This is a genomic window from Litoreibacter roseus, assembly GCF_009811795.1.
Taxonomy (GTDB): Bacteria; Pseudomonadota; Alphaproteobacteria; order Rhodobacterales; family Rhodobacteraceae; genus Litoreibacter; species Litoreibacter roseus.
This window is the reverse complement of record NZ_BLJE01000002.1, coordinates 146,749-159,631: the sequence shown is the minus strand read 5'-3', so window position 1 is coordinate 159,631 and position 12,883 is coordinate 146,749. Positions and strand designations below refer to the sequence as shown.

Here is a 12,883-nt window from a genome sequence, read left to right as displayed (position 1 = left end):
GGGGAGCAAGGCGAACCTTCACACATTGCTGTCAGAGTACGATCGGTCGGAGAAAACATGCTGGGTCTTGGAACCATCAAACGTAAGGTTTTCGGTACACCGAACGACCGCAAGGTAAAATCGGTGCTCCCATTGGTCGCTCAGATCAATGAGTTGGAACCAGAGTTTGAAAAGCTCTCTGACACAGAAATCAAAGACCGTACCGAAGCGCTGGCGATGCGCGCGCAGAACGGTGAGGACCTGGACGATCTGCTGCCCGAAGCGTTTGCAAACGTGCGCGAGGCGGCCAAACGGGCGCTGGGTCTGCGCGCGTTCGACACCCAGTTGATGGGCGGCATCTTCCTGCATCAGGGCAACATCGCAGAGATGAAGACCGGTGAGGGCAAGACCCTTGTGGCGACCTTCCCGGCGTATCTGAATGCGTTGGCGGGCAAGGGCGTGCATATCGTCACGGTCAATGACTACCTCGCCAAGCGGGATGCGGAATGGATGGGCAAGGTCTACTCCGCGCTGGGTCTGACAACGGGCGTTGTCTATCCGCAGCAGCCGGATTCCGAGAAGAAGGATGCCTACGGTGCGGATATCACCTATGCGACCAACAACGAGCTTGGGTTTGACTATCTGCGCGACAACATGCGCGCGTCGCTAAAGGAAATGGGGCAGCGTGGACATTTCTTTGCGATTGTCGATGAGGTTGACTCGATCCTGATTGACGAGGCGCGGACACCTCTAATCATTTCGGGCCCGTCGCAGGACCGGTCCGAGCTGTACGTGCAGATCGACAAGTTGATCCCCGAGATTTCAGAGGATCATTATACGCTGGACGAAAAGACCCGCGGTGTGACCTTTACCGATGACGGCAACGATTTTGTCGAAGAACGGCTGCATCAACTGGGTCTGATGCCCGAGGATCAGACGTTGTACGATCCTGAAAGCACGACGCTGGTGCACCACATCACGCAGGCCCTGAAGGCCCATAAGGTCTTCCTGAAAGATAAGGACTATATGGTGCGCAACAACGAGGTTGTGCTGGTCGATGAATTTACGGGCCGTATGATGGCCGGGCGTCGTCTGTCCGACGGCTTGCATCAGGCGATCGAGGCGAAGGAAGGCTGTGATATTCAGCCCGAAAACGTCACGCTGGCCTCTGTGACGTTCCAGAACTATTTCCGTCTCTATTCCAAGCTGGCCGGCATGACGGGTACGGCCCTGACGGAAGCTGAGGAATTCTCCGAGATCTACGGGCTTGGCGTGGTCGAGGTGCCGACCAACAAACCGATTGCACGGATCGATGATGACGATGCGATTTACCGTACGGCGCGCGAGAAGTTCGAGGCGATCGTCGAGACCGCAGGGGAGTGCCACAAAAAGGGTCAGCCTGTCTTGGTCGGGACCACCTCCATCGAAAAGTCAGAAATGCTGTCGGAGATGCTGAAAGCGGCCGACATTCCGCACAATGTCTTGAACGCCCGACAGCACGAACAGGAAGCGCAGATCATTGCGGACGCCGGTAAATTGGGCGCGGTGACGATTGCCACCAACATGGCGGGTCGCGGGACCGATATTCAACTGGGCGGCAATGTTGAGATGCGTGTGCAGCAGCAACTAACCGAAACGCCGGATGCTGACCCTGAAGAGGTCCGCACGCGGATCGAAGCCGAGGTCGCGGACGAGAAGGAAAAGGTGAAAGCTGCGGGTGGGCTATACGTGCTGGCCACCGAGCGCCACGAAAGCCGCCGGATCGACAACCAGTTGCGCGGCCGGTCGGGCCGCCAAGGTGACCCGGGCCATTCGTCCTTCTTCCTGTCGCTCGAAGATGATTTGATGCGGATCTTTGGCTCGGACAAGCTCGACAAGATGCTGAGCACGCTTGGGATGAAAGAGGGTGAGGCGATTGCCCACCCGTGGGTCAACAAATCGCTCGAAAAAGCTCAGGCGAAGGTCGAGGGTCGCAACTTCGATATCCGGAAGCAGCTGCTGAAGTTTGACGACGTGATGAACGATCAGCGAAAGGCGATCTTTGGCCAACGGATGGAGATCATGGAGGCCGATGAGGTCAACGAGATCACTCAGGACATGCGCCATCAGGTGATCGATGATCTGGTTGATCAATACATGCCGCCCAAAACCTACGCCGATCAGTGGGACACCCAAGGGCTTTACGTGGCCGTTATGGAAAAGCTGGGCATAGACGTGCCTGTTATCGAATGGGCCGACGAAGAAGGTGTTGATGACGAAGAAATCATTGAGCGTCTGACCAAAGCCTCCGACGAGTTCATGGCGCAGAAGGCGGTGGCATTCGGGCCCGACAACATGCGTACTGTGGAAAAACAGATTCTTCTGCAGACGATCGACGGCAAATGGCGCGACCATCTTCTGACGCTGGAGCATTTGCGGTCGGTCGTTGGCTTCAGGGGATACGCCCAGCGCGATCCGCTGAACGAGTACAAAACCGAAAGCTTCCAGCTGTTCGAAGGCATGCTCGACGGTCTACGTGAAGACGTGTCACAGAAGCTGGCGCAAATTCGCCCGATCAGTGAAGAAGAACAGAAACAGCTAATGGCGCAACTGATTGAACAACAGCGTGCGACGCAGCGGGTCATCGATCCGGACGTGGCGCAGGCCGAACATGCCGAGGCACCAAGTGCCGCCGCCGTGGCCGAAGGGTTCGACGAAAACGATCCCACCACATGGGGCAATCCCGGTCGCAATTCGGAATGTCCCTGCGGGTCCGGTAAGAAGTTCAAGCACTGCCACGGCAAAGTCTGATCCACGAGCGGTTGAACTGACGCGCGTTTTCGGAACAATGGTTCCCATGTCGGGCACCCGGGCGCATCTTCTGGCTTTAGTATTGACCATCGCTTCGGCGGGTTGGGTGTGGGCTGAAGACGTTCTTTTAACCTCCAAGGACGGCGCATTTCGGCTGGACGGCACGATCCTGAGTTTTGATCGTGAGGTTATTCGCATTGATACGGTCTACGGGCCGCTGACCGTCAACCGCGAGGGCGTAGAGTGCACCGGAATAGGATGTCCCGCTCCGGATGCGATCCCCTTGACCGTGATATCGGGTGCGTCGCGGGTCGGTGATGTGCTGATGCCTGCCTTGATCCGGGCCTTTGCGGCGTCGCGTGGACTATCCGTAGATCTGATACGTCTTGATCCCCGCACGGAGCGGTTCGTTCTCAGCCGTGACGATGCGGCTGTGTCTCACTTTGATCTCAGGCAAACGACGACCCGTGAGGGGTTCGCTGATCTCATCGCTGCGGAAGCGGATATCGTCATGGCATTGCGAGAGCCGACGCAGACAGAGCAGGAATTGGCCGCGGAGGCTGAAATGGGCGACCTGACCGATCCACGCCATATCCGCGTGATCGCCTTGGATGGATTGGTACCAACGGATCCTGTAGGGAAAATAGACTCTGTTTCTGCGGAAAAGCTGAGCTTTGCCTACCTTCGGGGCAGTCCATCTGGCGCGTATGCCAGAGGCTACGCGGAATGGCTTGCCGTTTGGCGCGATGGCGTATCGGCCTTGGATCAGGTGGCGGCGCTGGGCCAATCCGACCTTGGATCGGAGACATCCGGGATCGGTGTTGCACCCTTTTCGTCGGTCGATTTGGGGGCGGTGCTGCCAATCACCGGAACCTGCGGCATCACCCATCGTGCCACCCAGGCATCTTTGCGGACGGAAGACTATCCCCTGACCATGCCAATCATGCTCTACACTCCAGCGCGGAAATTGCCGCAACACGCGCGGGCATTTTTGAGCTATCTGCAGGGGGATCGTGCAAACCGGATCGTCCGGCGATCCGGCTTTGTCGATCTGGCTTTACAGCGGTTTGATCTGGCGGGGCAAGGTCTGCGGCTGGCCCGCGGCATCTCGAACGCGCGGGATCGTCAGACTTGGCGCGAACTGCAGAGGTTCGTTGAGGATGTGCGCGGGTTTGATCGGATTTCCATGACGTTCCGTTTTCGCGACGGGACCGCGCGGCTAGATGCACAATCCGAGGAAAATCTGTCTCGTTTCGCACAGCTTCTCGAGCGTGGCCGGTTTGACGGCAGGCAAATCAAGCTGATCGGGTTCAGCGACGGTGTCGGACCAGCGGAAGACAACCGAGACCTGTCGGAAGACCGCGCAGCGTCTGTGTTGGACTCGGTAACACGGCGGCTGGATGCGTCTTCGGTCAAGCTCAGCGCTGCCGGATTCGGAGAGATCCTTCCCGTGGCCTGCGATGACACGCCGTGGGGCCGTGCGCTTAACCGACGGGTCGAGATTTGGGTGGATTAGAGTCTATATCAACCCGTGGGATCTAAACGAATAATGCGTTGATTTGCCGATCACCAGATGATCATGCAGTTGGAGCCCGAGGAATTCTGCGCCGGTTTGGATCGATTGGGTCATCTCTATATCCGCGTCCGACGGGTTCGGATCGCCGGAGGGGTGGTTGTGCACAAGGATCAGCGCGGAGGCGTTCAGTTCAAGGCCGCGTTTGATGACCTCGCGGGGGTAGACAGGCACATGATCAACGGTTCCCATCTGCTGGGCCTCGTCAGCGATCAGGATGTTCTTACGGTCGAGATAGAGCACGCGAAACTGCTCAGTCTCTAAATGAGCCATGCGGGTCTGGCAGTAGCTGAGAAGCGCGTCCCACGAGGATAGGACGTCTTTGCGGATCACGCGGGCTTGCGCCATCCGGTGGGCAGCGGCTTCTACGATCTTCAGCTCGCGCGTGGCGGCAGTCCCCAGACCCGGAATTTCCGTTAAACGGGTGATGGGCGCGGTGATCACACTGTTGAAATCGGCAAATGTCCGGAGCAGCGCATCGGCCAAGGGTTTCACATCGTGATCAGGCATTGCGCGCGTCAAGATCAGGCACAGCAGATCGAAATCTGACATGGTGTCCGTGGCGATGCGTTCAAACCGTTCCCCGAAACGATCCGGGGTGGCTTTGTTCTGGGCAATCAGATCGGACATCCAACGGGGTAGATCATCGCGCAGGGCGAAGTCAGACACCGGCTTTTCCGTGAACTCGTTAAGGGCATTTTCCATACCCTCAATCCAAACGATTCTACTTAAATTGCAGTTAAGTCAGTCGTAGGTCGGATGAAATCTGCCCGCCGGTGATGGTGTAAAGATCTCAACCCCGTCCGAAGTTACCCCGACAGAATGCTCAAATTGTGCTGACAGCGACTTGTCGCGGGTCACGGCTGTCCAGTCATCGGCCAGAACCTTGGTCTCGGGCCTGCCAAGATTGACCATCGGTTCAATCGTGAAAATCATGCCCTCTTCCAGAACTGCGCCGGTTCCGGGTCGGCCATAGTGCAGGACGTTTGGCGGGGCGTGAAACACCCGACCCAGACCGTGCCCGCAGAAATCGCGAACGACGGACATGCGGTTGGCCTCCACATATTTCTGTATCGCGTAACCGATGTCTCCAAAGGTGTTTCCGGGTTTCACGACCTCGATGCCTTTCATCAGCGCATCATGGGTTACCTGGATCAATCGTTCTGCCTTGCGGCCCAGTTTTCCGGCCACATACATGCGGCTTGTGTCGCCAAACCATCCGTCGACGATTACCGTCACATCGACATTGAGAATATCGCCGTCCTTCAGAACTTTCGGCCCTGGGATGCCGTGACAGACCACGTGATTGACGCTGATGCACGACGCGTGCTGGTAGCCCTTGTAGCCGATCGTCGCGGACTTCGCGCCAGCCTCGTCCACCTTGTCGGTGATCACCTGATTAATCGCGGCTGTCGTGACCCCCGGCTGGATCATATCGGCAATTTCATCGAGTATCCGCGCCGCAAGCTGTCCTGCAACACGCATGCCTTCGAAGTCCGCTACATCATAGATGCGGATGCCTTCTTTGGTCAGTCTGCTTTTTGTCGCTTCGTCCAACACCAAACCTCTCACGTCAGGACGGACTTTATCGTATCCAATTGTATTCCAAAAGTATCAGGAAAGTGACTGAGGGCCAGCCTCTACAGGCAGAGCGCGGCGGAGAGTCACGCCTTCGGGCGATACTTCGGTATCGTAGCACAGCATTTCAACCCCTGCGGCCCGTGCGGCATCGAAGGCCACTGCGTAGGCCGGGTCCAGATCAGGTGCCAACCGGAACCGGGCGCAGTCTGTGCGCTGAACCAGATACAGCATGTACGACCTGTGGCCTTGGGCGACCATATCGCTGAGTTCTCGCAGATGTTTTGCCCCACGGGTGGTGACGCTGTCGGGAAATTCGGCCCAATCCCCGTCGCGTCTGAGATGCACGTTCTTGACCTCGACATAGGCGTCTGGCTTGCCTTCGCCCGTCAGAAGATAGTCGATGCGGCTGTTCTGGCCGTATTTCACCTCGGGCCGCGCATTTTCATAGGCCACAAGCTCTGTGATCTGACCCGCGGCCAGCGCTTCGCCCACAACGCGATTCGGCACGCTGGTATCTATACCGGCATAATGGCCATCGGGCAGTTCGACCACACGCCAGCCGTAGTTCAACTTTTTGCGCGGGTCGTCATTGGGCTCGACCCAGATGCGCAGACCTTCGTCTTTCAAGCCCATCATCGCACCCGGATTGGGGCAATGGGCCGTTACTTCTTGCCCGTCCTCCAGCCGGATATCGGCCAGAAATCGGTTGTACCGCCGCAGCAGCGTGGCGGGGAGAAGCGGGGTTTGAAAGCGCATAGCGGCGGCCTATACCCAAGACAGATGCCACGCAAGGAGCCGTCCGATGTCCAACCCCACCGCAGCCATGGTCGTGATCGGCGATGAGATCCTATCCGGACGGACGCGTGACGCGAACATGCACTATCTTGCGGGCCAATTGACCGAGGCGGGGATATCGCTGGAGGAGGTACGCGTCGTATCGGATGTGCATGAGCGGATCGTGGCGGCGGTCAGAGAGATGAGCGACACCTACGATCATGTGTTCACATCGGGCGGGATCGGGCCGACCCATGACGATATCACGGCCGATGCCATTGGGGCGGCCTTTGGGAAGAACGTCGATATCCGCGCGGACGCGCGGGACCTTTTGAGCGCACATTACGCAAGAACAGGGTCGGAGTTGAACGAGGCCCGGCTGCGGATGGCACGTATTCCCGACGATGCCGTTCTGATTGACAACCCTGTGTCCGTGGCCCCCGGCTTTCGATTGAATAATGTCTATGTGATGGCGGGCGTGCCGTCGGTTTTTCAAGCAATGGTGGCCTCGGTCTTGCCAACGCTGACCGGGGGGGCTCCACTTTTGTCCAAGACGCTGCGGATTGATCGGGGCGAAGGGGACATCGCTGGTCCACTTGGCCTTGTCGCGCAGGAACACCCACATCTCAGCATAGGCTCTTACCCGTTTCAGAAGGATGGACGGTTCGGGTCCAATATCGTTATTCGCGGCACTGATGCTGCGGAGCTGGAGGCGGTCGGCTCTGATCTTGTCGCCCGGCTCGACGCTGTGACGTCATGACCACCGACCCATTCGCTGTCCTTGAGGCGACGTGGCCATCAGTATCCGTGAAAGCGGTCGACGGCTGGCTGGTTCGTGATGGTGGTGGCGGTGGAAAGCGGGTGTCTGCGGCAACATGGGACAGCGCTGGTGTCCCACCCGCCTTGCCTCATGATCTGGTCATGGTACGAGAGGGGCAAGATAAATTAGACTCTGTTCTGGCGGAAACTGGGTTTGAGACCGTGGATCCAACGCTGATTTTTGAGGGCTCGGTGGCGTCCAACCCTATCCCACCGGTCACTGCTTTCTCGGTCTGGCCGCCCCTCCGCATTCTTCTGGATATCTGGGAGGTGGGCGGAATTGGCCCGGCGCGGGTCGGTGTGATGGAGCGTGTCGAAGGACCGAAAACTGCAATTCTGGGCCGGATCAATGATCGTGCGGCGGGGGCGCTGTTTGCTGCAATCCACAAAAACTGCGTCATGTTGCACGCAATCGAGGTGCTAGCGGCCCATCGCAGGCAAGGGCTGGCGCGGTATATGATGCAGGCGGCGCACAATTGGGCGGCGGAGCATGGCGCAACGCAGGTTTCGCTGGCGGTGACGTCGGCAAATGAACCGGCAACGCGCCTTTATAAATCTATGGGAATGGGGGTCGTGGGCCGCTATCACTATCGTCAAAGACCGTGAAAGGCTGATCCCATGCACAACCTCAATGTCACCGCACTTGATCTTCCGCCCGCCGATCCGATGCCGGAGGCCACGCAGAAGTATTTCGATATCTGTGTCGAGAAGCTGGGGATGGTGCCAAACGTGCTTACGGCCTACGCCTTTGATGTTGAAAAACTGAATGCGTTTACGGGGATGTATAATGACCTGATGCTGGGTGACAGCGCACTCTCCAAGCTGGAGCGTGAGATGATCGCGGTCGCGGTATCCTCGGTGAACAGGTGTTTTTACTGCCTTGTGGCCCATGGGTCGGCCGTTCGTCAGCTTTCTGGCGATCCGAAATTGGGCGAAGCTTTGGTCCTGAACTACCGCATAGCCGACCTGGATGAACGCCAGCGGGCCATGCTGGATTTCGCGGTTTTGATGACAGAGACCAGCTATAAGATCGAGGAGAGTGACCGCCAGACTCTGCGGGATGTCGGATTTTCGGATCGCGACATCTGGGACATCGCGGCGGTCGCGAGTTTTTTCAATATGACCAACCGTATGGCATCCGCCATCAATATGCAGCCCAATGACGACTATCACGCCGCTCATCGATGACGCGCGCAGCCCTCCTTTTTCTTCTGTTCTCCTGTGGGTCGGCCTTTGCACAGATGACGTTGACGTTCCCGGCGTCCACGACCCAACTGCATTCCAACACGGAAGATTTCACGAACTACCCTCTGCCCGTCGGTCCATACTCGGACGGCTCGATCCCGACGGTCGTGGCCGAAGGTCAGATGACCGAAGCGACGTGGCGTTTGAATGCGCCGGGTACCGCGACCCTCGATGTGATGGACGATCTCAGGCAGCAGTTGGAAAGCACCGGGTTTGAATTGCTGTTCGAGTGCGAGACGCAGACCTGCGGTGGCTTTGATTTTCGGTTTTCGACCGCCGTTCTACCAGAGCCGCTGATGCATATCGATCTTGGCGATTTCCGGTTTTTGTCCGCGCAGCGTCTTGGGGAGGCGATCCCGGAATATGTCAGTCTGTTTGTAAGCCGCAGCAACGAGTTTGCCTTTGTGCAAATGATCCGCGTCGGTGCTGCCGATACGCCGCCGGTTGTGTCAGAGGCCAGTCCGCCCGCATCGACGGTCGAGAGGCCTTCGCTGAATACAGAGACGCTGATTGATGTGCTTGAACAGAGCGGTGCCGTCGTCCTTGAGGATCTGGAATTTGAAACCGGCTCGTCGAACCTTGGTACCGGGCCGTTCGCATCGCTGGATACCATCGCGGGTTATTTGAACGACGCGGCTGAGCGCACGATTGCTTTTGTGGGCCATACCGACGCGGTTGGACTGCTGCAGCCCAACATCGAATTGTCCCGGCGCCGCGCGCAATCTGTGGTGGATCGTTTGATCAGCGACCACGGCGTATCCGAAAATCAGATCCGCGCGAATGGCGTCGGATATTTGGCACCCCGCGCGACCAATCTGACGGATGAGGGCCGCGCAAAAAATAGAAGGGTCGAGGCTATATTAACCTCGACCCAGTAAGGTGCGACCGCCTTGGTCGCACCGGGGGGAAAACTCAGGTCTCGCGGTCTACCAGCATTCAGGTCCCTTTTCCTTGAATGCTTCTACGAGGAAATCGATGAACGTCCGTACCTTCGGCTGAGTGTAACGGCCCGGGGGGTAAACGGCGAATATGCCTTGTTTTTCGAGCGGCAGTTCCGGCATCGCGTCTTCGACCAGACCCTGTTCCAGCGCTTCCGCATAGAGAAAGCTGGGCAGGTAGGCGATGCCAAGACCGGACACGCATGCGTTTAGCAGCGATTGCCCGTCATTCACGGTCAACCAGCCTTGGGTGCGGATCTGACGCTTTTCACCGGACGGGGCGGTCAGCTTCCAGACATTGCCTGCGGACTGGTTCGAGTAATGCAGCAGCTTGTGTTCGTTAAGATCGTCAATTTTGCCCGGGCGCCCGAATTGTTCGAAGTATTTCGGCGAGGCAATGAGACGTTTCGTGGTTTCCGTCAGCTTGCGGGCGCGCAAACTGCTGTCTTCCATCTCGCCAATGCGGATCGCGAGGTCGAACCCCTCACTGATCAATTCGACGTAACGGTTGTTCAACACCATGTTCACGGTGATGTCCGGATAATCGACGAGGAAATTCCCCAGGATCGGCGACATGTGATTGACGCCGAAATCCGTCGCGACAGAAATGCGCAGCAGACCGGACGGCGCGGATTGCATGGAGGAGACCAAGGCATCCGCCTCGCCTGCATCGTTCAGCACGCGGCGCGCGCGATCATAGTAGGCCAACCCGATCTCTGTCGGGCTGACCCGACGGGTTGTTCTGTTCAGCAGTCGTGCGCCAAGACGTGTTTCAAGCGAGGACACATGTTTGGACACAGCGGACTTCGAGATCCCCATCTTGCGGGCAGCATCAGTGAAACCGCCTTGATCCACAACAGTGGCAAACGCTTCCATCTCGGTTAGACGATCCATTCGGAACCCCAGTTCAACTCTTTATTGTTGGGTTCGGGTATTCTCGACAAATGGGGCAGGAATGCGAAATTGGCGGGACGATTCGAGGATTATCCCCAATACCGTTCTCGCGCGCGAAACATTCGGCATGATTTCGCCAGCTTATATTAACACCAGATGAACGACGGAAAGAGATTCGATCACTTTCTTTCGATCAATCAGAGGGACATCGCCAACCGTGTTCCCTGATCGATAGCGCGCTTGGCGTCGAGTTCCGCCGCGACATCTGCGCCGCCGATCACATGGCAGGCTACGCCTGAGCTCTCCAGCGCATCGGCAAGGCTGCGCTCGGACACTTGTCCTGCACACAGAACGATCGTATCCACTTCAATACATTGAGGGTTTTCTCGCCCTTCGCCCTTGCTGACATGCAGCCCGTTTGCATCAATCCGCTCGTAGTTCACACCACCGATCATCTTGACGCCTCGCATGTTGAGGCCCGCGCGATGGATCCATCCGGTCGTCTTGCCAAGCCGTTTTCCAAGCTTTTCGGCCTTGCGTTGAAGCAGATAGACCTGCCGTGCGGGCGCGTCTGGTTGCGGACCTTCCGATCTGAGACCACCGCGTTCGGCTTCGGGGTCTGCTACGCCCCATTCTTCGAGCCAAGCGTCCAGATCTTCTGTTGGGCTGTCGTCGGTGACGAGAAATTCCGCAACGTCGAATCCAATCCCGCCTGCGCCGATGATCGCGACGCGCTGACCAACCGGGACTTTTCCCCGGAGAACGTCGATATAGGAAAGGACGTTTTCGCCATCTTGCCCGGGAATCTCGGGATCACGTGGCAGTACACCGGTTCCAAGGATCACCTCATCGAATCCGGTCAGATCATCTTTCGTGACCACCGTGTCGAGTTTCACCGTAATGTCCGATGCGGCGACCATCGTGCGATACCAATCCACAAGGCCGAAGAATTCCTCTTTCCCGGGGACTTGCTTGGCCATATTCAACTGGCCTCCGATCTCGGCGGCCTTGTCGAATAGCGTGACGGAATGGCCGCGCGACGCTGCGGTCAGCGCTGCAGAAAGGCCTGCCGGACCCGCGCCGACAACCGCGATGGTTTTCGGGTTATCGGCCTTTGTGACGGGCAGTTCTGTTTCGTGGCAGGCCCTTGGGTTCACGAGGCAGGAGCTGATCTTGCCTCCGAAAGTGTGATCCAAGCAGGCCTGGTTGCACGCGATACAGGGGGCGATCTGATCCGCCTGCCCTGCTTTCGCCTTTGCCACGAAATCAGGGTCCGCCAGAAACGGACGAGCCATAGAGACCATATCGGCGCAGCCGTCCGCCAAAACGGTCTCGGCTACGTCAGGCATGTTGATGCGGTTTGAGGTGATCACCGGGATCGAAACCTCACCCATCAGTTTTTTGGTAACCCATGTGAAGGCCCGGCGAGGGACCGAGGTTGCGATGGTCGGGATCCGTGCCTCGTGCCAACCGATGCCCGTGTTGATGATGGTGGCACCCGCCTCTTCGATGCGTTTGGCGAGCATCACGACCTCGTCCCATGTGGATCCCTCCGGGATTAGATCGATCATGCTGAGGCGGTAGATTACGATGAAGTCCTGACCGACGGCTTCCCGCACGCGGCGCACCACTTCAATTGGCAGCCGCATCCGGTTTTCGTAGGAGCCGCCCCATTGATCCGTGCGCTTGTTGGTGTGGGTCACAAGGAACTGGTTGAGGAAGTAGCCCTCGGATCCCATCACTTCGACCCCGTCATAGCCCGCCTTTTTGGCGCGTTCAGCGGCTGTTGCGATATCGGCGATCTGCTTTTCGATGCCGTCTTCATCCAACTCTTTTGGTGGAAAGGGCGAGATCGGGGATTTGATCGGCGATGGGGCGACGCAGTTGGGTGAGTAGGCATAGCGGCCCGCGTGCAGGATTTGCATCGCGATCTTGCCGCCCGCATCGTGAACGCGATCTGTCACGATTTTGTGGTTGGTGATGTCCTCATCCGAAAACAATCCGGCAGCTCCGGGGAACACACCGCCCTCAGCGTTCGGGGACATGCCACCTGTGACCATCAGGGCAACATCGCCCCGCGCGCGTTCGGCGTAAAATTCCGCGACCCGGTTCCAGTCTTTCGTTTCCTCAAGACCGGTGTGCATCGACCCCATCAGCACGCGATTCTTCAGCGTCGTGAAGCCCAGATCAAGTGGGGCCAGAAGATGGGGGTATTGGGTCATAAAAGATGCCTCCTTGTGGTCCGTTTTACTCTACGCAAGCGGTCGACCACGTCACGCAAAACCCAGCG

General features: G+C 57.9%; 11 protein-coding genes. 6 read left to right on the top strand and 5 right to left on the bottom strand.

The genetic code is table 11. The features are described 5' to 3' along the window. Positions 1–57: 57 nt before the first annotated feature. Both secA and KIN_RS07765 read left to right on the top strand, forming a co-directional pair. Positions 58–2,769, top strand: coding sequence for a preprotein translocase subunit SecA (secA, locus tag KIN_RS07770; protein ID WP_159805729.1), 2,712 nt, complete (start codon positions 58–60; stop codon positions 2,767–2,769). A 46-nt stretch (positions 2,770–2,815) separates the two neighbouring features. Then, a complete protein-coding gene (locus KIN_RS07765; RefSeq protein ID WP_159805727.1) occupies positions 2,816–4,285 on the top strand; it encodes a phosphate ABC transporter substrate-binding/OmpA family protein in 1,470 nt (489 codons plus the stop codon). A gap of 3 nt (positions 4,286–4,288) precedes the next feature. On the opposite strand, the gene radC is transcribed toward KIN_RS07765, so the two are convergent. Genes radC through sfsA form a run of 3 tightly spaced genes read right to left on the bottom strand, consistent with a single transcriptional unit; the run spans position 4,289 to position 6,679 of the window. Beyond that, positions 4,289–5,047: a RadC family protein gene (gene radC, locus KIN_RS07760; RefSeq protein ID WP_159805725.1), complete on the bottom strand. Its 759-nt coding sequence runs from the start codon at positions 5,045–5,047 to the stop codon at positions 4,289–4,291. A 39-nt stretch (positions 5,048–5,086) separates the two neighbouring features. Continuing rightward, the gene (gene map, locus KIN_RS07755; protein ID WP_159805723.1) at positions 5,087–5,899 is read right to left on the bottom strand and encodes a type I methionyl aminopeptidase; all 813 of its coding nucleotides are present in this window, start codon (positions 5,897–5,899) and stop codon (positions 5,087–5,089) included. A 57-nt stretch (positions 5,900–5,956) separates the two neighbouring features. After that, positions 5,957–6,679 carry a DNA/RNA nuclease SfsA gene (gene sfsA, locus KIN_RS07750; RefSeq protein ID WP_159805721.1) on the bottom strand — a complete coding sequence of 241 codons (723 nt, stop codon included), beginning with the start codon at positions 6,677–6,679 and terminating at the stop codon, positions 5,957–5,959. A gap of 46 nt (positions 6,680–6,725) precedes the next feature. Here sfsA and KIN_RS07745 point away from each other — a divergent pair, with 46 nt between their 5' ends. The 4 genes from KIN_RS07745 to KIN_RS07730 are packed head-to-tail and all read left to right on the top strand — an operon-like array spanning position 6,726 to position 9,639. After that, positions 6,726–7,457, top strand: coding sequence for a competence/damage-inducible protein A (locus tag KIN_RS07745; RefSeq protein WP_159805719.1), 732 nt, complete (start codon positions 6,726–6,728; stop codon positions 7,455–7,457). Continuing rightward, positions 7,454–8,122: a GNAT family N-acetyltransferase gene (locus KIN_RS07740; RefSeq protein ID WP_159805717.1), complete on the top strand. Its 669-nt coding sequence runs from the start codon at positions 7,454–7,456 to the stop codon at positions 8,120–8,122. Before KIN_RS07745 ends, KIN_RS07740 begins: the two co-directional genes overlap by 4 nt. A 12-nt stretch (positions 8,123–8,134) precedes the next feature. After that, positions 8,135–8,704 (top strand): peroxidase-related enzyme, encoded by a 570-nt coding sequence (locus KIN_RS07735; protein ID WP_159805715.1) that lies wholly within the window; start codon positions 8,135–8,137, stop codon positions 8,702–8,704. Further along, entirely contained in the window at positions 8,701–9,639 is a 939-nt protein-coding gene (locus tag KIN_RS07730) for an OmpA family protein (RefSeq protein ID WP_159805713.1), read from the top strand. Before KIN_RS07735 ends, KIN_RS07730 begins: the two co-directional genes overlap by 4 nt. Positions 9,640–9,687: 48 nt before the next feature. Here KIN_RS07730 and KIN_RS07725 read toward each other — a convergent pair whose 3' ends face one another. Together KIN_RS07725 and KIN_RS07720 are read right to left on the bottom strand one after the other, a co-directional pair. Next, a complete protein-coding gene (locus tag KIN_RS07725; protein WP_159805711.1) occupies positions 9,688–10,593 on the bottom strand; it encodes a LysR family transcriptional regulator in 906 nt (301 codons plus the stop codon). 197 nt (positions 10,594–10,790) lie between these two features. Next, on the bottom strand, positions 10,791–12,815 hold the full coding sequence (locus tag KIN_RS07720; RefSeq protein ID WP_159805709.1) for an NADPH-dependent 2,4-dienoyl-CoA reductase: 2,025 nt from the start codon (positions 12,813–12,815) through the stop codon (positions 10,791–10,793). Positions 12,816–12,883 lie beyond the last annotated feature (68 nt).